Here is a 19338-nt window from a genome sequence, read left to right on the forward strand (position 1 = left end):
GAAGTCAAGCGGCGTTGTCGGCCGCAGAGCGGGATCGTCGCTGCGATCGGATGAAACGATGTTCCAGCGCCACGCAGCCCCAGACGATGCCGAGCAGGAGGTAGAAATGCCGCCAGTGGTCGGTGTCGATGACGTTGCCGATGATCGCATGGCCCAATATCATCACCCAGGCGATCATCAGATAGGCCTGCCACGGGCGTTCGCGCAGCATGTAGCGGAAGCCGAACCACAGCGTCGACCAGATCATGATCTGATAGGTGATCGCGCCGAGCCAGCCATAGGTGGTCAGCGTCTTCAGCCAGATATTGTGTTCGTCCTCGCCGAAGATCTTGCCGAAGGCCATCGGCCCCAGCCCGAGCGGCCGTTCCATGGCCATCAGGAAGCCGATCTTGTGGCGCTCGAAACGGCCAAGGCGGGCGCCGTCATAGTCCTGCACCAGCTTGGCGCGGTTCGTGAACAGGTCGGAAACCTGCGGGAACTGCAGCGCGATCGCCAGCGCCAGGACGAGGAAGATCGCAGCACCCCCGGCGATCGCCAGGATCTTGAACCGGAAGGCGGTGGTGCGCTCCTTGAGGAGCATGACGATCACCAGAGCGATACCGGCGAACACCAAGAGGCCCCAGGCCGCGCGCGAGAAGGACAGGAAGATGCCGAGCGCCAGGATGAGGATGCCGGCGATCAGCAGCGGCGCCTTTATCAGCGGTCCGGTCAGCAACCGGTAGAGGAGGTAGAGGAGGGGGGCGACGAGATAGGGGCCGAAGACGTTCGGGTCCTGGAAGGCACCCATGGCGCGATTGTAGCGGGTGAACACATGCGAGCCCGGAAAGGCGTTGAAATAGCCGAGAACGCCGAGCAGCGAGGTGATGATTGCAGCGATGACCCAGGCCTTGAAGATCAGGTTCAGGCGCCGGTGGTCGTTCTCGATGATCGCCGCATAAAAGACCGAACTCAGCGCCAGGAAGGTGGAGACGGCGAAATACATCGGCGCCTCGCTCATGTCCTTCATGACGAACATGGAGAACAGGCCGCTCATGTTGAACGTCAGCATCATTACCAGAAGCGGTGCGACGGTACGCGATATCTTCAGGCCGAGCAGGAACCAGATGCCGATCTGGATTACCATGATCAGCTCGTAAGGCGCAGGCTCGGAAATGACGAAGCCGGAAAGGAAGACGCCAAAAGCGATCAGGCCGGAACCGGCCAGCTTTACGGCCGCCAGCCGGCTGTCGAAACCCACCGGGTGGCCGCCTGCGCGGTTATAGTCGAGCGTGCTCAATAGGCATTGTCCGTGTTGAGCAGCCGGATCGGCGTCAGGAACAGGATCTTGAGGTCGAAGAGCAGCGACCAGTTCTCGATATAATCGAGGTCGTAGGCCGTGCGGGCACGGATCTTCTCGTCGCTGTCGAGTTCGCCACGCAAGCCGTTGATCTGCGCCCAGCCGGTGACGCCCGGCTTGACGCGGTGGCGGGCGAAATAGCTCTCGACTACGTCGACATATTTGCGCGTGCCCGTCTGGGCGAGCACCGCATGTGGGCGCGGTCCGACGAGCGAAAGCTGGCCGCGCAGCACGTTGAACAGCTGCGGCAGTTCATCGATCGAGGATTTGCGCAGGAAGCGACCGACCGGGGTGACGCGCGGGTCGCCCTTGGTGACCGCCTTGATTGCGGTCTGGTCGCCGAGGTCGGTGTACATTGAACGGAACTTCAGGACGTCGATGATCTCGTTGTTGAAGCCGTGGCGCTTCTGGCGGAACAGGATCGGCCCCTTTGAGGTCGCCTTCACGGCGATTGCCGCAGCCAGCATGATCGGCCATGTGAGAAGGAGGCCGACAACCGAGAAGACGATGTCGAAGACGCGCTTGGCGACGGAGTCCCAATCGCGGATCGGCTTGTCGAAAATGTCGAACATCGGCACCGCGCCCACATGCGAATAGGAGCGGGGGCGGAAACGCAGGCGATTGGCGTGGGCTGCAAGGCGGATATCGACCGGCAGCACCCAGAGCTTGCGAAGCAGCTGCAGGATGCGGGCCTCGGCCGTCGCCGGCAGCGCGATGATCAGCATGTCGATGCGGGCAAGGCGAGCGAATTCGATGAGTTCCGCAAAGGTGCCGAGCTTCGGATAGCCGGCGACGACGGTCGGCGAGCGTTCGCTGTTGCGGTCGTCGAAAATGCCGCAGATGCGGATGTCGTTGTCGGGTTGCTGTTCGAGCTGGCGGACGAGCTGCTTGGCCGGTTCACCGCCGCCGACGATGATGGCGCGGCGCTCCATCACGCCGTTACGCCCCCAGTGACGGATGGCAAAGGCGGTGAGCTGCCGTTCGAGGAACAGGAAAGCGGCGCTGGTGACGAACCAGACGATAAAGCCGGCAAGCGGATAGGGCTCGCGTTCGACAAGGTAAAGGGTGGACGCCGTCAGCAGAAAACCGATCGTCCAGCAGACGAAAACACGTTTGGCGGTGCGCGAGGCGCCACGTAGCGAGGGGATCTGATAGGTATCGGCCACCTGCAGAAGCAGGACCGTGAGTGTCGAGCCCCAAGCGACGAGGGCGAAGCGGGCGAAAAAGCCGGTGAGATCAATCGGTGCGAAAAGCGCCCCGACGCCAAGGCCGATCCCGAGCATGGCCAGCAGCTCGAACAACCGGAACTGGCCGATCAGCATCGTCGGCGAATAGCTGTCGTTGCGGAACTGCTCTGCGATCTGGCGCGCAAACGGATTGAGCACCGTGGCGTTCACCGGATCATGCTTTTCGTCGGCAGCTCGGAGTTCCGAAACCTTCTTGCGAAGGCTTTCGACATCGAACTGCTCGGACTTGTTCGGCTGGTTCATGGACCGATCCCTTTGGCCTTCCAGGTCCGGCGGCGCTGGAAGCCCCGGTAACGCTGGAAGCAATGGGAAACGCATACCAAAAAGAGGTGAAGGAAGCCTTTAGCCGCGCCCCGAATCCGGTCTCGAACCTGTCAGATCTTGATACAGGCCGAGCATTTCGCGGGCCATGACCGAGGCGGAAAAGACCGCCTTGAAGGCCTCCGGTTTCGGCATCACCGCATCCTGCCAGCCGGGCGTCGTAACCGCCTCGGTCATGACGCGGGCGAGATCATCGGCATCGCCGGGGATGGCAAGGGCAACACTCGCCTCGCCGAGCACTTCCGGAATGCCGCCGACCCGGGAGGCGATCACCGGCTTGCCGGCCGCCAGCGCCTCGAGCACGATATAGGGCATCGCTTCGGCACGGGATGGGACGACGACGATCTTCGCCATGGCGAACGCGTCGCGCGCCGGCATGGCCGGCTTCATCTGGATGCGCCGGCCAAGCCCGCGCTCGGCCATCATCGCCTCATAGCGGTCGCGATCAGGGCCGTCGCCGACCATCAGCGCCGAAAGCGGATGACCGACTGCCCTTTCGGTGCGGGCGAAGGCGTCGATGAACACATCCGGCCCCTTGAGGTCGCGCAGCATACCGATATAGAGGAAATGCGGTGCCCCGTGGTCGGTGCCGATGGTTTCGAACTCGGCGTCCTTGATACCGTTGTAGATCACCCGGGAGACTTTTCGCGGCTTGCCGACCTTGGCCTCGTAGGTGCGCCGTTCGTAGTCGCAGACGAACACCAGCGCGTCCCCGAAATGCTCCTGGAAGCGTTCCAGCCGCAGCACGGCCTGGCCGGAAAGGCTGGACCGGCTGAAATGCAGGCTGCCGCCATGCGGCGAATAGAGGCGGGCTACGCGATACTTGTTGACCCGCAGGGCTGAGCCGATCAGCCGGGCAATGGCGCCACCCTTGGCGCCGTGCCCGTGCAAAATGTCCGGCTGCAAGCTCTTGATATGTCTGTAACTCTTGTAGATCGCCACGAAATCAGAGGGCGCAATTGCGCGGCGCATCGGAATGCGGGTGAGGCCGAGCGAAAGATGCGGCCTGATACTGTCGAAGAGGCGGTCCTCATGCGCGCCACCGGTCGAGCTGTCGCACAGGATGCCGACCTCGTGGCCGGCCGCCCGGTGCTCCTCGACCAGATCGCGCACATGGCGGAAGATCCCGCCGACGGGCGACCTGAAGCAGTGGAGTATCCGCAAGGGAGCGCTATCCGCCATGGACCGGTCAGAACAGCCGCTCGCGGACGTAGATCGTGTCGCCGGCAAGCACCGTGGAAGAGATGACGGTGCGGCCGGTGATGACCTGGCCGTTGATCTTGCGGGTGACGTCGACGTCGCGCTGGTTGCCGCGCGAGGTGAAACCGCCGGCAATCGCGATTGCGTTCTGGGCAGTCATCCCCGGCACGTAGGAATATTGCCCCGGCCGGCCGACTTCGCCCATGACGAAGACGGGACGGTAGCGATCGATCTCGGCGGTGACATCCGGATCGCGCAGATAGCCCTGCTTGAGACGGGAAGCGATCGAGCCTTCGAGCGCCGGCAGCGTCTGGCCGCGTGCGACCACCTGACCGATCAGCGGGAAGGCGATGTAACCGGCCTGGTCGACCGTATAGGTATTGGTGAGGCCTGGTTGCTCGAAGACGCTGACGCGCAGCCGGTCGCCGCTATCCAGCCTGTAGGGCTGGACGGTTGCCTGCTGGAAACTTTTCGGGGCGGGCGCGTAGCTCGTGCAGCCGGCAAGCGCCGTCGCAGCGAGCGCTAACGCCAGCACATGTTTGGCCATCACGCGATTGAAGGGGGCGAAGGACATTTCCGCGTTCGAGGCTCCGGCTGTTCATACCATCTGCCCCCGTTATCGATCCGTTAGGGTTAATGCCCGGTAAAGAGGCCGGTAATTTGGGGATTTTCTTGGAACCCCGACGCTGTACTTGGCCATTAACCCTCGCGTTACCATGATCCTTTACTCTTCGCCGAAACCGATCAGTTGGAGCGTATCATGTCAGGCGTAAACGGTGGCAATCAGGACGTGGATATCGACCTCGGGCGGGTCATCTCGGCGGTCTGGGAACGCAAGGCCAGGATATTGGCCGCAACGATCGTTGCGGCGGCGGTCGCACTGGTCGGCACCAGCCTGATGAAGCCCAGCTACAAGAGCGAGACGCGGATGCTGATCGAATCCCGCTCGCCCAACCTTTCGGGAGGGGATGCCGCGGCGCAGGCCAACGACCCGCTGCTCGACTCGCTCAACATCACCAGCCAGGCGCAGCTTCTGCAGTCGACCGATCTCATCAAGCGGGTCGCCCGCGACCTCAACCTCGCCAAGCTCAAGGAATTCGATCCGGCCGCCCAGTCCTTCCTTCCCGATCCGCTGGTCCTGATCGGCCTGAAGCAGGATCCGATGAAACTCGACCCGGAAGACAGGGTGATCAAGGAATTCCGCGATAAGCTGAATGTCTATGCCGTCGAGAATTCGCGCGTCATTGCCATCGAGTTTTCCTCACGCGATCCGAAGCTTGCAGCCGAGATCCCGAACCGGATGGCGCAGGCCTACCTTCAGATCCAGAGCGGTGCCAAGCTCGACACCCATTCCGAGACCGCCAAATGGCTGGAGCCGGAAATCGCCAGCCTGACCAGCAAGGTCAAGGAGGCGGAGAAGAAGGTTGCCAACTACCGCTCTTCCAACGGCCTGTTCCAGACCACCGAAACCAACAGCTTCTCGACCCAGCAGCTCAACGACATTTCGACCGAACTTGCCCGTATCCGCGGCGAACGGGCGAATGCCGAGGCGCGCGCTGAAAACGTCCGAACGGCCCTGAAGGCCGGCCGCGCTTCCGATACGCTGAGCGACGTCGTCGGTTCGCAGGTCATCCAGCGGCTGAAGGAAGCGGAAGCCAACCTGCAGGCGCAGATTGCCGACTCCTCGACCTCGCTGCTCGAAGGCCATCCGCGGCTGAAGGGACTGCGCGGCCAGCTTTCCGGCATTCGCCAGCAGATCGAGAGCGAGACAAAGAAGATTCTCGCGAGCCTCGACAACGAAGCCGAAATGTCGCGCATCCGCGAACGCCAGTTGATGGGCCAGCTCAACGGTTTGAAGGCCGATTCCGCCAAGGCGGGCGAAGAGGAAGTGGGCTTGCGCGCCCTTGAACGCGAGGCCGCCGCCCAGCGCCAGCTTCTCGAAACCTATCTTGCCCGCTACCGCGAGGCGAGTTCCCGCCTTGAGGGCAATTCGAGCCCCGCTGACGCCCGTGTCGTCTCGAAGGCCGTGGAACCGTCGGAACCCTATTTCCCGAAGATCATCCCGATCGTCATCGTCGTCTCGCTCGCCACCTTGATCTTCGGCTGCCTGATCGTGATCGTCACCGAGCTCTTCTCCGGCCGCGCGTTGCGCCCCTCCGGCGTTCGTAACGCCGACAATGACATCATGCTGGAACCCGCCGCATCCGCCCCTGCTGCTGCCGCTCCACTGCCGGTCCACCAGATGCAGGCAGAGGCGGTACGCTTCGACCGGCCGGAACCGGCCCAGGAAAACGCGAGAAATGCGGCAGCGCTCGCCTATGCCAAGATCGCCGAACAATCGCTCTCCGAGAAGGAGGGCGGGGAAGAGGATGCCGTAGCGGAAGTCGACGATCGCGGCTTCACGATCGGCTCCGTCGCGCATTACCTGCAGCGCCACGATGTGCCTGTGGCGATCGGCATTTCACCGGGTGGCGACGAGGGCTCGACTGCGACCGTCATGCTCGCCCGCGAACTCGCCGAGCGCGGCCGCACCGTCGTGCTGGTCGACATGACCGGTTCCGCCGCCCCGACGCAGATGATGGTGGAAAATCCGAAACTGCCCGGCATTACCGACCTTCTGTGCGGCGAAACCGCCTTCGGTGACGCGATCCATCCGGACCGGCTTTCCGACGCGCACATCATCCCGCACGGCGCTTCGGATCCGGCGCGTGCCATGCGCGGCGTCGATCGCCTGTCGATGATCATAGATGCGCTGGCGGATGCCTATGACCTGGTGCTGATCGAATGCGGTCCCGCCGAGATTGCCGGCATCTCGCGTCTGAACCCGCAATGCGATGGCCGAGATCGTCCTGTCGGTTCCGGGTTTCAAGGATGAGGAAGTCGCCGAACTGGTGACGGATTTCGAAGCGGCCGGCTATGGCAATCTACTGGTCATGGCGCAGACCGCCGACCGGCATTCGCCACGTCCCGGAAAACGCCGCGCCGCCTGATTATTCGGCTGCTGGTTCCGTGTCGGAGGCGGGAGCTTCCGGCACGTTCGGGCACCGGCGGGACCGCCACCGCTGCACCAACGCATAGAGATGCGGATTGCGCTTGATCGCAGCCTTCGCCTTGGTCACTCCGATCAAAAGCGGCCGCATCAGCGAACCCTTCCAAGTGAGCGGCAGCAGGATATCGTACTGCACCGTTTCCTGGGTGCACCAGTTGCGCTTGTAGGGCTGGTCGCCGACGCCGAAATCGAACACCGAAGCACCCTCCCGGCAGGATTGCTCGATCATCAGCCAGAACAGCAATTCGCCGGGGCTTGCCTCCGGGCAGATCGTCTCGTCGATCGAGCTGAACTGGCAGATGACATGGTCGCCCTTGCGCGACAGGCCGGCAATCGCCGCGATGTGCCCTTCGTGCTCGCCGCGCAGCCGAATGGCATGCAGCATGAGCGGCGTATCTGTCCCCTTGACCGGAACGTCCATCAGGTGGTGGAAGAAGTCCTGGATACCGGGAAATTGAAAGACGTCCGGCAGGCCGAACAATCGCAGCCGCTCGCCTTTCTGGCGAAAGAAGATATCGAGCAGAACATGCTTTTCGGCCGGATCGGTCGGGACGATGTGATCATAACCGCCGATCGCCTCGATCTTGCGGCTCTGCGAGCGGAATTTCTTGCGGCGGCTTTTCGCATTGAGTTGCGCCAGCGTCGCCTCGAAATTCTGAAAGAGCGGCAACTGGAAGGAATGGTTCTGGTTTTCGATCGAAGCAAGCGCGGACAGCGGATGCTGTATGCCCCGCCAGACAAGCGGGATATTGTCGAGAACGACCAGGTCCGCCTTGTCGGAGAGTGCGAGCCTTATGCCATAGGCGAAGTTCTGCAGTTCTTCCGCATCGGGTGCGGCGAGTTCCGCATCGAAGAGGCCGGTATTGACGTTGTTGAAGCGGTGGCCGAGCAGACGGGCGATCCGGGCGCGGCGTTCCGGTATGACTTCGAGCGGCAGGATGAAAAGCGTGCGGCCATCGACAACGCCCTGGATGATCGCAAGTTCGCTATGATGCGCCTGGACCCAGGCAAGACACCAGTCGAAACTCTGATGCAGGGAGTTCTTGGAAAGCCGTTCGAGGCGCCGCCACTCGGCTTCAACGGACCGGAGATCGTTGGTCGAAACGAGGGTGAGCTCGGACAATCGTATCGTCCGGTCATCGGTTCCGAGAGAATCCGCATCCGTGATCTGCTCTTCGTGTTGGATCTTCCGCTGCTGCATGGCCTCGCCCGCTGATGCCGTTTTGCCGGCAACATAAGGGGAGGGCGCCAAGAATCAGTTTACCGATGAGCGAAAGCCGCGCGAAACCGCTGCCGCTGGTTAACCGGGGGTAAAGCCGCCTATTCCTTGGGCTTCGGCCCGGCCATCCATTTGATGATCAGCATGGCCGGCAGGATCCAAAGGAGGCCGCTGATCAGGAAGTAGAGGAAATGCACCCACCAGGGTGAAGTGGCGAGCAGCAGCATGGCGAAAGTCGTGGCGGCAAGCGCATAAACGATCACCAGGATGATGATCAGGATCGTACCGATGAAACTTCTCAAACGCGGGACCAAGACGTCTTCTCCTATCCGCGACCGCATGCCGCAAAGCGCCGGGGCTTGTTTTGCATGGGTTGATGGGGCAAAGCAACGCGAAATGCTTGATGGATGCTTGGCCCGCACCCGCGTCCTTTTGGCTTGAGCGACAGGAGCACACCCATGTCGGCAACCGATGCTGTGATCATCGATGTCCTGAACCACACCAAGCGCCGCGAGCGTGACCGCAAGGCCGTGCGCATATGGCTTGGCGTCGTCGTCTTCACGCTGTTCTGTCTGGTTCTGGTGGGCGGCGCGACACGGCTCACCGATTCCGGATTGTCGATTACTGAATGGAAGCCGATCCACGGCGTCATCCCGCCGCTGTCGGCTGCGGAATGGGACGAGGAATTCCGCCTTTACCAGCGCATTCCGCAATATCAGGAGATCAACCGGGACATGACGGTCGACGAGTTCAAGTCGATCTTCTGGTGGGAGTGGGCGCACCGGTTCCTGGCCCGCTCGATCGGCATGGTCTTCGCCCTGCCGTTGATCTTCTTCTGGCTCACCGGCCGTATCGAAAAGCGCTTGCGCGGTCCGTTGGTCGGCCTTCTGGCGCTTGGCGGTTTCCAGGGGTTCGTAGGCTGGTGGATGGTGTCTTCCGGCCTCACCAAGCTGGTCAGCGTTTCGCAATACCGGCTCGCGACGCACCTCGTCATCGCCTGTCTGATCTTCGCCGCCTGTATCTGGATCATGCGTGGGCTTTCGCCGCATAGCCGTGATCTTCCGCCGACGGCAAGGTCCAAATGGGCAGCCGGCGGCATCGCCTTCCTGGTCCTCTTCCAGATCTATCTTGGCGCGCTGGTGGCGGGGCTCGATGCTGGCCTTTCTTACAATACCTGGCCGCTAATGGATGATGCGCTGATCCCGAGCGATCTCTTTGTCCAACAGCCCTGGTGGATCAATCTGTTCGAGAACCCGAAGACGGTACAGTTCGCGCACCGCTGCGGCGCCTACCTTTTGTGGGCTGCCACCCTCGTGCACATGATCATCTCGCTTCGCCTGGCTCCCGGCTCGACCCATGCCCGTCGTTCCGTTCTGCTGTTCGGGCTGGTGACGCTACAAGCCGTCATCGGCATTTCGACGCTCGTCATGCAGGTGCCGCTCGATCTGGCGCTGACGCACCAGGCCGTCGCCCTGATCGTACTCGGCTTTGCTGTCGCCCATTGGCGCGGTTTCGCCGGCGAATATCCCCCGGAGACCGCGATCGTTACGCGGACCTGATCTGCGATCTATCGAATGGAAACCTTGCCTAGGCAGGTGGATCGACTTCCGCCTGTCGTTTCTCAGAGAAAAATTTTCGGCCTCGTGTCGGAAGCGGTGACCGTCGCCCGTCCTTGGAGCATAGTTCAATCGGCTTCGGCCAAGGAGAGGGTAGGGTTATGGCAAAGACAATCGCAATTCTCGTCGCAAGGCTGATCTTCGGCAGCGTGTTCGTCATGGCGACGACGTTCAAGTTTCTCGATATGCAGGCGACCGCCGGGTTCATTTCGGGCGCCGGGTTTCCGTTCCCGCTGTTCCTCGCCTGGATCGCGGCGATCTTCGAGGTGGGGCTGGCTCTCGCATTCCTGACCGGCGCCTTTTTCTCCGAAGCGGCGCTGCTTGCCGGCGCCTACGTCATCTTCCTGGCCTTCGCTTTCCATGGCCCGAGCCATTGGCAAGCCAACCAGGCGGAGTTCGGCTTCTTCGTCGACCACTTCACCTTCCTGGCCGGCCTGCTCTTCGCAGCCGTGCATGGCCCCGGCGAGAAGCTCGCCGTCCATCTGGGTTTGAAGCGGACGCTCGCTTAAGCCTGTTGCAGCACACTGTGGACCGCGGCGGCGACGGCAAGCTCGGCGTCGCGGTCTTTCGCATTGCCGTCTTCTTCATGCCATGCGGCCGAGAGATAGCCATAGGCGAAGGCATAACGCAGAATAGTGCGAACATCGCGGCTGAGCGTCTCAGCGAAGACGGCAGCCATGGAGGCAATGCGTTCTTCGCTGCGGGTGAGGTCGAAGCGGTCGAGCGGATTGGAAAACATGTTGGCGACGTCCATCGCGGCATCACCAATCAATCCGGCCGGATCGATGATCAACCAACCGCGCGGGCCAAGCATGATGTTTTCGTGATGCAGGTCGCCATGCAGCGGCTTGATGTCCCGCTGATCGGCGATCAGCGTCTCCGCCATTTCCGCCGCCTCGATAAAGGGGCCGGCAATGCCGTCACGCCGGTCCGTTTCGGCCTTCTCGAACAGGCTTTTGAAATAGCGGGAAAGCGGCATCAGGGTTGGGGGCGGAGCGATGTCGGACGGCCGGTGATACTCCATGAGGACTTCGGCCGCGATGCGGGTGGCTTCCGCGTCGCCATGGGCTTCCAGATGGTCGCGCAGCGTCACCTTGCCCGCATGCTCCATCAGCAGGAGATCGTCCGAACGCGCGATCAGCCGAATACAGCCGACGCCATCCCGCCAGGCCATGAAATCGGCACCGCGAAGACTGTCTTCCAGCGCCCCGGGTTTCAGGATCTTGACGATATCGATTTCGCCGCCGGCGCGCGTCACTTCAAGGACGGTGCCGACGACGGTATCGGCTATCTGTCTGGCGGTTTCGATCCGCCATTCGACAGGAAAGGAAAAAGGGAAGGGAATGCCTTCGGTCATCAGGCCGAAAGCATCAGGTCCATGTTCTGGACGGCGGCACCCGAGGCACCCTTGCCGAGATTGTCGAGCAAGGCCACGAGATTGACATGCGCACCGCCCGGCGTGCCGAACACGAAAAGCTTCATCGTGTCGGTGTCGACCAGCTCTTCCGCGTCGACGCGGGCAAGCGCCTTGCTCTCTTCGAGCGGCACGACGGTGACGATGTCCTGGCCGACATAATGCTCGACCAGCACCTTGTGGATGCTCTCCATCGTCGCGCCGTCGTTGAGGTCTTCGAGGAAGAGCGGCACCTGCACGATCATGCCCTGCGGGAAGCGGCCGACCGACGGCGAGAAGATCGGCGCACGGTCGAGCTGGCCGTGGATCTTCATCTCCGGCACGTGCTTGTGCTTGAGTGGCAGGCCATAAAGAAAATTGTTGGCCGAGATCGCATCTTCGCGCGACGGGTCTTCCATCTGCGCGATCATCTGCTTACCGCCGCCGGTATAACCGGAGACCGCGTTGACCGTGACCGGATAAGCATCGGGCAGGATGCCGGCGGCGCGCAGCGGCCGGATCAGGCCGATCGCCCCGGTGGGATAGCAGCCCGGATTGGCCACATGCCGGGAGGCCTTGATCTTGTCCGCCTGCGCCTTGTCCATTTCCGCAAAGCCATAGGCCCAGGAGGGATCGACGCGGAAGGCGGTCGAGGTGTCGATCACCCGCACCTTGTTGTTGCCGGCAAGCATGGTCACGGCTTCCCGCGAGGCATCGTCCGGCAGGCAGAGGATGGCGACGTCGGCGCTGTTCAGGAGATTCTCGCGCATGGCGGCGTTGCGCCGTTCCGCTTCCGGGATCGACAGCAGTTCGACGTCGCGGCGGCCGGCCATGCGGGTGCGGATCTGCAGTCCCGTGGTGCCGTGTTCGCCATCGATGAAGATTTTCGCTGTCATGGTCTTATCCTGTTAGATCAGTGCCTTGGATTGGATGCCGGATTCAGTTTACCAGCAAGTTGATTCAGAAATTTAACGCGCTCGCGCGGCGTTCCGCACGAAGCCCGAGCATATACATCGCAACCGTCGCCCCCGCAATGGCGGTGATGTCCGCATGGTCGTAGGCCGGTGCCACCTCGACGACATCGGCGCCGCGGATATCGAGGCCTCCAAGCTGGCGCAGGACCGAGAGGATTTTGGCGCTGGAAGGCCCACCGGCGACCGGCGTGCCCGTGCCCGGCGCAAAAGCCGGATCGAGGCAGTCGATGTCGAAAGTGAGGTAGGTCGGCGTTTCGCCGACGTGATCGAGGATCATCCCGGCGATCTCGGCTGCCATCATCTCCTCGACCTCATGGCCGTAGACGAGGCGGATCCCGAAATCTTCCGGCGCGTGGGTGCGGATGCCTACCTGGATCGATCGGGCAGGGTCTATGATGCCGGCCCGCACCGCCCGCGCCACGAAGGAGCCGTGATCGATACGACCTTCGTCGTCGAGCCATGTATCCTGGTGCGCGTCGAACTGCACCAGCGCCATCGGTCCGTGTTTGGCGGCATGCGCCTTGAGCAGCGGCCAGGTGACATAATGGTCGCCGCCGAGCGTCAGCAGGAAGGCACCGCTGTCGAGGATGACATTCGCCTGGGCCTCGATCGCAGCCGGGGTCTTCTGATGGTTGCCGTAGTCGAGCAGGCAGTCGCCGTAATCGACGACGGCCATCTCGGCGAAAAGGTCGCGCTGGAACGGATATTGCGGATCGTTGTCGAAGATCGCCGACGCCCGCCGGATCGCCTGCGGCCCGAACCGCGCGCCCGGCCGATTGGAGGTCGCGGCATCGAAGGGAATGCCCCAGACGACGGTATCGGCACCCGCCAGATCCTTGCTGAAGCGGCGGCGCATGAACGACAGCGCGCCGGCAAAGGTCGGGTCGGATGCGGCCGAAGTCAGGTTCTTTGCCGTGAAGGCATGGTCGATCGACTTGTTGGCCATGGTGTCCCTCCATCTTTGGGTGGCGGGACGTTGGACAATAAGGCCAGCCAAGGCAAGCCTGGACGCAACAGATTTTCCGCCGTTCAGGAAGCCTTGGCTTCGAAAACCGGCGGAAAATCCCCCAGCGCCTTGGCCTCGCTGATACGCGCTCCGATATCCTCCTCGATGATCGATTCCAGCTGCGCAAAGCTGTCGATGACATAGTAGATCGGCTGGACGATATCGATGCGGTAAGGGGTCCTCAGCACCGTCATCAGATCGAAGGGCCGGAATTCGGCTTCCCTGCCTTCCATCGCCGCCCGCGTCTCGTTGGGGGAGGAGACGATGCCGGCGCCGAAGCAGCGGCGTCCCTGCGGCGTGTCGATCAGGCCGAACTCGACGGTGAACCAGAAGATCCGGAACAGGTGCCAGGAATATTCCTTGCCAAGTCCGACGGCTTTTTCGCCGAAGCGGCGAACGAAATTGGCATAACTCCGGTTGGTGAGGAGCGGGCAGTGGCCGAAGACTTCGTGGAAGATATCCGGTTCCTCGATATAATCGATGTGCTCGCGGCGGCGGATGAACGTTGCCAGCGGAAACTTGCCCTGCGACAGCAATTCGTAGAAACGCGATGGCGGAATAAGGGCGGGTACGCCCTCGACGCCGAATCCGGTGGTCTCGTTGAGGCGCCGGTCGACATCGCGAAGCTGGGGAACCTTGTCCGCCTTCAACCCGAGTGCCTGAACGCCGTCCAGATATTCCCGGCAGGCCTTGTCGGCCAACAGCCTCATCTGGCGTTCGTACAGTTCGCTCCAGATCCGGTCTTCTTCGTGTGTGTAGTGGTAGATGCCGTCTGCATCCGGCAGGTTTGCCGTGTAGGTGCTTTGCTTGGTCATCAGCGCCTCCCGTTGCGTGATGGAATGGCCAGGTGCTCCAGCCGCCGGCCGTCAGATCACCATTATATCTCCGAAAGCGCGGGTAATCATTTCAGCTTTGCCGAATTGAGCGTAAATAATGGGAGGATATTTCGGGAGGAGAGGACATCATGAAAGAAAACCTGCAGGCGGCCCGCAAGCTTCTGCAACTCGTGCAGACGGGCGATGGTTCGTCGCTTGCCGAACTGGCGGAGAAGGCCGGCATGTCGCAAAGCACCGCATGGCGCAAGATCCAGGAACTGGAGGCCGAGGGCGTCATTCGAAAGCGGGTGGCGCTTCTCGATCCGGCAAAGCTCGACCTCAAGCTCTGCATCGTCGCCCATGTGACGCTGGAGGACCATCACGAGGAGGCAATCGAAGCCTTTGCCACGGTCGTGCGCGACCGGCCGGAGATCATGGAGTGTTATGCGCTGTCTGGAACCTTCGACTACATGCTGAAGATCCGTGCGCGCGACGTCGAAGCCTATGAGGCCTTCATGACCCGCCACCTGATGCGCAATCCGCATGTGCGCAACGTGGTCTCCAGCTTTGTCCTGCGCGAACTGAAATCGACCACCGAGCTGCCGATATGAGAAAGCCCATAAAACGAAAAGGCGGAGCCGAAGCCCCGCCTTTTGCAAGTCTGAAACCAGAAGCGATTAACGCTTGGAGAACTGGAAGGAGCGGCGGGCCTTTGCCTTACCGTACTTCTTGCGCTCGACCACGCGGCTGTCGCGGGTCAGGAAGCCACCCTTCTTGAGCACGCCGCGAAGGCCCGGCTCGAAGTAGGTGAGTGCCTTGGAGACGCCGTGACGAACAGCGCCGGCCTGGCCGGAGAGACCGCCACCGGTAACCGTCGCGACGATGTCGAACTGGCCGGTGCGGGCAGCGGCGATAACCGGCTGCTGCAGGATCATCTGCAGGACGGGACGGGCGAAATAGGTCGAGAAGTCGCGGCCGTTGACCGTGATCTTGCCGGTGCCGGCCTTGACCCAGACGCGGGCGACGGCGTTCTTGCGCTTGCCGGTCGCATAGGAGCGGCCGAGGCTGTCGACTTTGCGGACATAGACCGGAGCGGCAGCTTCGGAAGCCGGCGCGAGGTCCTTCAGGGAGGAAAGATCGGCCATTATCAGGCGCTCCTTACGTTCTTGCTGTTCAGCGATGCCACGTCGAGGGCGACCGGCTGCTGTGCTTCATGGGGATGGTTGGAACCGGCGTAGACGCGCAGGTTCTTCATCTGGCGACGGCCGAGCGGACCACGGGGAACCATGCGCTCAACAGCCTTCTCGATAACGCGCTCCGGAAAGCGGCCTTCGATGATCTGGCGCGCGGTGCGCTCCTTGATGCCACCCGGGTAACCGGTGTGCCAGTAGTAGGTCTTGTCGGAATATTTCTTGCCGGTGAGGACGCACTTTTCCGCATTGATGATGATGACGTTGTCGCCATCATCGACGTGCGGAGTGAAGGTGGCCTTGTGCTTGCCGCGGAGCCGGTTGGCGACGATGGTGGCGAGGCGACCGACAACGAGGCCTTCGGCATCGATGATCACCCACTTCTTCACCACCTCTGCAGGCTTCTGAACGAAGGTTGACATGTTTTTAACTCTTTCTTCTAGGACCCATGACATCCGAAACCTTCGAATGCAGGGCGTTTCTTGTTGCTTGGATTGCCATGGCTGACGCCGGCAAAAAAGAAAGCGAGCCGAAACGGTCCGCGATCTGGGGCGGCTTATACCGAGGGAGGCCGAAAGCGTCAAGGTGATGGTTTTGCGCTGCCGAAAAATAGAATAAGCAAAATCAATGACTTATCGATGTGGTTGTATGATACCACAGTTTTCTGGGTGAAATTCGCACGCCGTTGACGCCGGAATGCTGGTTCTGCTCATCGTAACCGTTGAGCGGGGCTCGATTGCTGTCCGGAATGGGCTGCTGGTCTTATGTGCCGATGGGAAAGAAAACCCATCCTCATACCGGGAGTTCCATCCAGGAGCCGCCCTGTCGGAAGCTCGCAAAGACCCGCTGACATGAAAGCGATCTGCGCCATTTTTCCCGCGTATCGCTTGTCCGGTCTACACCCTGGAATTGTGTTTAACGAAAGATGGCGGGCGGGCACAAATGGCAGAATAGACGCTTTCTTGAAGGTTTTACGACGGATTTCACACATGAATAGCTGTCAATCACTCACGTTTTAAGAGGATCCGCCGCGGAAGAAGAAAACTGACAAATGTTCAGAAAAATAAATTTGCCTAGCAAAATCTAGTAGCACTTCCTAATTCAACCATAAGATGGTGCTAATATGTACAAGTACAAAAGAGGGGTATTCCACGAACCTGTGCAGAACATCGCGTGCTGAGCATTCTCGATTTTTTGAGTCAGGAAGCCGACTAAAATCTCAGGCAACCTGCCTGTAGAGGAAAACAATCTTCTGGATCGGGTCTTCTTTTGCAGGCACGAACGGGACAGCTCGGTGTGTCGGCCGTCGGCACCGTCGCCCGGTCGGCGAATTCATGGCCGTCGCAGTAGCCGCTGTCGATGACATAGCGGTCATAGAGTGTCATCCGCGCCTTGTTGCGGGACGGGTAACGCAGGATCACCGCGCCCTCCCGGCCGATCGCCCGCTGCACGGCGGCGCAGGACATGCCGGTGGAATTGTAGCGCGAGATCGCGGCGGCTGGCTCGCCTGAGAGGAGGGTGCCGCAGGCAATAACCGCAAGACAGCCGAGAAATTTTTTCATGATCCTCATCCCTTTTGACGAGACGCGGACTTACATAGCGCAGAAGCACCGCGCCGCCAGAGGCGCACTATTGCGGGAGCCGCCGTCATGAACCATGACCATTACGACAATGCCTATATCGCCGATATCCTGAAGAGCACAAGGACCATTGCGCTGCTCGGCGCATCTCCAAATCCCGACAGGCCGAGCAACCGGGTCATGGGGTTCTTGCTTTCCAAGGGCTATACGGTGTTTCCGGTCAATCCCGGCCAGGCAGGCAAGCAGATCCTCGGCCAGACAGTCTACAGGACGCTGGCGGACGTGCCGCAGCCGGTCGATATGGTCGATGTCTTTCGGGCCGCCGAGTATCTGGACGGCGTGATCAACGAGGCGATCGGGCTTGAAACCAGGCCGAAGGTGATCTGGGGCCAACTCAGCGTGCGCGACGATAAGGCCGCCGAAAAGGCGGAAGCCGCCGGCATCAAGGTTGTCATGGATCGTTGCCCGGCGATCGAGTATCCCCGCCTGGTTGCCTGAGGCGACCGCTTGGGTTCGCCGCCGGGCGTCCGGCTATTTGGCGAGCAGTTCCGGTCGGCTTCGCATGTCGTCGAGCAGGTCGGCGTTGCCGCAATAGCTTGCGAAGTCGGCGGCGGCGCTGCCGTCGGCCAGTTCGCGCCGGCAGCGGGTCTTCTCGCCGCAGTGGACACAGGTCACGTGCATTTCGCGGAATTCCACCGGCTCCTCCAGCCTGGCTTCTTCCGGATCAATGTTGAGCAGCTTCATCAGCGCCAGCATTTCGTCGGCGGCATGCGGGCCTTTGGCGATCAGTTCGCGCAGTTCCTGTTCCGACAAGGCGTTGTCCTGCGCCAGCAGCTTGACGGTTTCGTCGTCGAGGCTGGCGAGAAGCTTGGCTTCGTTGATCGCAGCCCACGTGGCGGAACACCAGCGCTTCAGCCTGTCGGTGAGATTTTCCGGGGCGGGGTCAAGGGTGGGAATTGTGTTGTCCATTGCAAACTCCTCTCTATTTCCCCGGAGGATAGGTTCCGGAGAACGATATACCTTGATCGTGATCAACCGCCGGGGTCTGTTGGAGCGCTAACGATCAGGCGCCATTTCAAGGGGAGGGACTAACATGCCGACACTCAATCCGGGGTTTTCGACGCTGGCCGTGCATGCGGGCGCGCAACCCGACCCGACGACTGGGGCGCGGGTGACGCCGATCTACCAGACGACCGCTTTCGTCTTCAACGACGCGGACCACGCCGCCGCCCTGTTCGGCCTGCAGCAGTTCGGCAATATCTACACCCGCATCATGAACCCGACCCAGGCGGTGCTGGAGGAGCGGGTGGCGGCACTCGAGGGCGGCACCGCGGCGCTCGCCGTCGCCTCCGGCCATGCGGCGCAGATGCTGACCTTCCACACGATCATGCAGCCGGGCGACAATTTCATCGCAGCGCGAAAACTCTATGGCGGCTCGATCAACCAGTTCGGCAATGCGTTCAGGAATTTCGACTGGCAGGTGCGCTGGGCCGATACCGACGATCCGGCAAGCTTCGAGGCCGGCATCGACGAGCGCACTCGCGCGATCTTTATCGAGAGCCTGGCCAATCCCGCCGGCACGTTCGTGGATATCGCGGCGATCGCCGAGGTGGCGCATCGGCGGGGCATCCCGCTGATCGTCGACAACACCATGGCAACCCCCTACCTCGTCCGGCCGCTCGAGCACGGCGCCGATATCGTCATCCACTCGCTGACCAAGTTCATGGGCGGCCATGGCAATTCCATGGGCGGCGTCATCGTTGACGGAGGCACCTTCAACTGGTCGAAATCGGGCAATTATCCGATGCTCTCGGAGCCCCGTGCCGAATATGGCGGCATCGTCCTGTACCAGGCTTTCGGCAATATCGGCTTTGCCATCGCCTGCCGCGTGCTGGGCCTGCGCGATATGGGACCGGCGATTTCGCCCTTTAACGCATTCATGATCCTGACCGGCATCGAAACGCTGCCGCTCAGGATGCAGAAACACTGCGACAATGCCGTTGCCGTCGCCAAATGGCTGAAGGCGCATCCGAAGGTCGCCTGGGTCAGTTATTCCGGCCTCGAGGAAGATCCGAACCACGCCCTGCAGAGGCGGTATTCGCCGAAGGGCGCCGGCTCGGTGTTCACCTTCGGCGTCACCGGCGGCTACGAGGCGGGCAAGACGCTGGTCGAAGGCCTGCAGCTGTTCTCCCACCTCGCCAATATCGGCGACACCCGTTCGCTGGTCATTCACCCGGCCTCGACGACGCACCGGCAACTGAGCGAAGAACAGCTGATCGCCGCCGGCGCCGGGCCGGACGTGGTGCGCCTGTCGATCGGCATCGAGGATGCCGCCGACATCATCGCGGACCTCGACCAGGCCTTGTCGAAGATCTGAGGGAAGGTCTTGGCG

Annotated in this window: 19 protein-coding genes and 1 pseudogene; 6 read left to right on the forward strand and 14 right to left on the reverse strand. The window is 61.7% G+C overall.

Annotated elements, in window-relative coordinates:
• Positions 1 to 4 precede the first annotated feature (4 nt).
• The 4 genes from ACZ9IU_RS08070 to ACZ9IU_RS08085 all read right to left on the reverse strand — a co-directional run bounded on the left by ACZ9IU_RS08070 (position 5) and on the right by ACZ9IU_RS08085 (position 4678).
• A complete protein-coding gene (locus ACZ9IU_RS08070; protein WP_038541881.1) occupies positions 5 to 1276 on the reverse strand; it encodes an O-antigen ligase family protein in 1272 nt (423 codons plus the stop codon).
• Positions 1273 to 2826, reverse strand: coding sequence for an undecaprenyl-phosphate glucose phosphotransferase (locus ACZ9IU_RS08075; protein ID WP_038541883.1), 1554 nt, complete (start codon positions 2824 to 2826; stop codon positions 1273 to 1275). The genes ACZ9IU_RS08070 and ACZ9IU_RS08075 overlap by 4 nt, the downstream gene beginning before the upstream one ends.
• A gap of 99 nt (positions 2827 to 2925) precedes the next feature.
• A complete protein-coding gene (locus tag ACZ9IU_RS08080) occupies positions 2926 to 4086 on the reverse strand; it encodes a glycosyltransferase family 4 protein (protein ID WP_038541885.1) in 1161 nt (386 codons plus the stop codon).
• 7 nt (positions 4087 to 4093) lie between these two features.
• Positions 4094 to 4678, reverse strand: coding sequence for a polysaccharide biosynthesis/export family protein (locus tag ACZ9IU_RS08085; protein WP_038541887.1), 585 nt, complete (start codon positions 4676 to 4678; stop codon positions 4094 to 4096).
• A gap of 186 nt (positions 4679 to 4864) precedes the next feature.
• On the opposite strand from ACZ9IU_RS08085, the pseudogene ACZ9IU_RS08090 reads away from it, so the two are divergent.
• Positions 4865 to 7094: pseudogene (locus tag ACZ9IU_RS08090) on the forward strand (GumC family protein).
• Here the strand turns inward: ACZ9IU_RS08090 and ACZ9IU_RS08095 are convergent.
• Together ACZ9IU_RS08095 and ACZ9IU_RS08100 are read right to left on the reverse strand one after the other, a co-directional pair.
• Positions 7095 to 8276: a GNAT family N-acetyltransferase gene (locus ACZ9IU_RS08095; RefSeq protein ID WP_244447487.1), complete on the reverse strand. Its 1182-nt coding sequence runs from the start codon at positions 8274 to 8276 to the stop codon at positions 7095 to 7097. It abuts the pseudogene before it with no gap.
• Positions 8277 to 8473: 197 nt separating this feature from the next.
• Positions 8474 to 8686 carry a DUF2842 domain-containing protein gene (locus ACZ9IU_RS08100; RefSeq protein ID WP_038541894.1) on the reverse strand — a complete coding sequence of 71 codons (213 nt, stop codon included), beginning with the start codon at positions 8684 to 8686 and terminating at the stop codon, positions 8474 to 8476.
• A 144-nt stretch (positions 8687 to 8830) separates the two neighbouring features.
• On the opposite strand from ACZ9IU_RS08100, the gene ACZ9IU_RS08105 reads away from it, so the two are divergent.
• Both ACZ9IU_RS08105 and ACZ9IU_RS08110 read left to right on the forward strand, forming a co-directional pair.
• Positions 8831 to 9931: a COX15/CtaA family protein gene (locus tag ACZ9IU_RS08105; RefSeq protein ID WP_038541896.1), complete on the forward strand. Its 1101-nt coding sequence runs from the start codon at positions 8831 to 8833 to the stop codon at positions 9929 to 9931.
• A 158-nt stretch (positions 9932 to 10089) separates the two neighbouring features.
• Positions 10090 to 10497, forward strand: a complete 408-nt coding sequence (locus ACZ9IU_RS08110) for a DoxX family protein (RefSeq protein WP_038541898.1) — start codon at positions 10090 to 10092, stop codon at positions 10495 to 10497.
• On the opposite strand, the gene ACZ9IU_RS08115 is transcribed toward ACZ9IU_RS08110, so the two are convergent.
• From ACZ9IU_RS08115 to ACZ9IU_RS08130, 4 genes are all read right to left on the reverse strand, one after another.
• The gene (locus ACZ9IU_RS08115) at positions 10494 to 11345 is read right to left on the reverse strand and encodes an aminoglycoside phosphotransferase family protein (RefSeq protein ID WP_038541900.1); all 852 of its coding nucleotides are present in this window, start codon (positions 11343 to 11345) and stop codon (positions 10494 to 10496) included. The two genes, ACZ9IU_RS08110 and ACZ9IU_RS08115, sit on opposite strands and share 4 nt — an antisense overlap.
• Positions 11345 to 12277: an N-acetyl-gamma-glutamyl-phosphate reductase gene (gene argC, locus ACZ9IU_RS08120; RefSeq protein WP_038541902.1), complete on the reverse strand. Its 933-nt coding sequence runs from the start codon at positions 12275 to 12277 to the stop codon at positions 11345 to 11347. Before argC ends, ACZ9IU_RS08115 begins: the two co-directional genes overlap by 1 nt.
• Before the next feature lie 64 nt (positions 12278 to 12341).
• A complete protein-coding gene (gene speB / locus ACZ9IU_RS08125) occupies positions 12342 to 13301 on the reverse strand; it encodes an agmatinase (RefSeq protein ID WP_038541904.1) in 960 nt (319 codons plus the stop codon).
• An 83-nt stretch (positions 13302 to 13384) separates the two neighbouring features.
• Positions 13385 to 14176 (reverse strand): phenylalanine 4-monooxygenase, encoded by a 792-nt coding sequence (locus tag ACZ9IU_RS08130; RefSeq protein ID WP_038541907.1) that lies wholly within the window; start codon positions 14174 to 14176, stop codon positions 13385 to 13387.
• Between the two features lie 149 nt (positions 14177 to 14325).
• On the opposite strand from ACZ9IU_RS08130, the gene ACZ9IU_RS08135 reads away from it, so the two are divergent.
• The gene (locus tag ACZ9IU_RS08135; protein ID WP_038541909.1) at positions 14326 to 14787 is read left to right on the forward strand and encodes an Lrp/AsnC family transcriptional regulator; all 462 of its coding nucleotides are present in this window, start codon (positions 14326 to 14328) and stop codon (positions 14785 to 14787) included.
• A 66-nt stretch (positions 14788 to 14853) separates the two neighbouring features.
• Here the strand turns inward: ACZ9IU_RS08135 and rpsI are convergent, their stop codons facing one another.
• From rpsI to ACZ9IU_RS08150, 3 genes are all read right to left on the reverse strand, one after another.
• Complete coding sequence (gene rpsI, locus ACZ9IU_RS08140; protein ID WP_037080614.1) at positions 14854 to 15321, reverse strand: 30S ribosomal protein S9; 468 nt, start codon at positions 15319 to 15321, stop codon at positions 14854 to 14856.
• Between the two features lie 2 nt (positions 15322 to 15323).
• Positions 15324 to 15788 carry a 50S ribosomal protein L13 gene (gene rplM, locus ACZ9IU_RS08145; protein WP_037080613.1) on the reverse strand — a complete coding sequence of 155 codons (465 nt, stop codon included), beginning with the start codon at positions 15786 to 15788 and terminating at the stop codon, positions 15324 to 15326.
• A 789-nt stretch (positions 15789 to 16577) separates the two neighbouring features.
• Positions 16578 to 16928 carry a hypothetical protein gene (locus tag ACZ9IU_RS08150; RefSeq protein ID WP_038541911.1) on the reverse strand — a complete coding sequence of 117 codons (351 nt, stop codon included), beginning with the start codon at positions 16926 to 16928 and terminating at the stop codon, positions 16578 to 16580.
• An 87-nt stretch (positions 16929 to 17015) separates the two neighbouring features.
• Between ACZ9IU_RS08150 and ACZ9IU_RS08155 the strand changes: the two genes are divergently transcribed.
• Positions 17016 to 17444 carry a CoA-binding protein gene (locus ACZ9IU_RS08155; protein ID WP_038541913.1) on the forward strand — a complete coding sequence of 143 codons (429 nt, stop codon included), beginning with the start codon at positions 17016 to 17018 and terminating at the stop codon, positions 17442 to 17444.
• 33 nt (positions 17445 to 17477) lie between these two features.
• Here ACZ9IU_RS08155 and ACZ9IU_RS08160 read toward each other — a convergent pair whose 3' ends face one another.
• Positions 17478 to 17915, reverse strand: coding sequence for a DUF6455 family protein (locus tag ACZ9IU_RS08160; protein WP_038541915.1), 438 nt, complete (start codon positions 17913 to 17915; stop codon positions 17478 to 17480).
• A 124-nt stretch (positions 17916 to 18039) separates the two neighbouring features.
• Here ACZ9IU_RS08160 and ACZ9IU_RS08165 point away from each other — a divergent pair, with 124 nt between their 5' ends.
• Entirely contained in the window at positions 18040 to 19323 is a 1284-nt protein-coding gene (locus ACZ9IU_RS08165; RefSeq protein WP_038541917.1) for an O-acetylhomoserine aminocarboxypropyltransferase, read from the forward strand.
• Positions 19324 to 19338 lie beyond the last annotated feature (15 nt).

The organism is Mesorhizobium sp. USDA 4132, assembly GCF_056279545.1.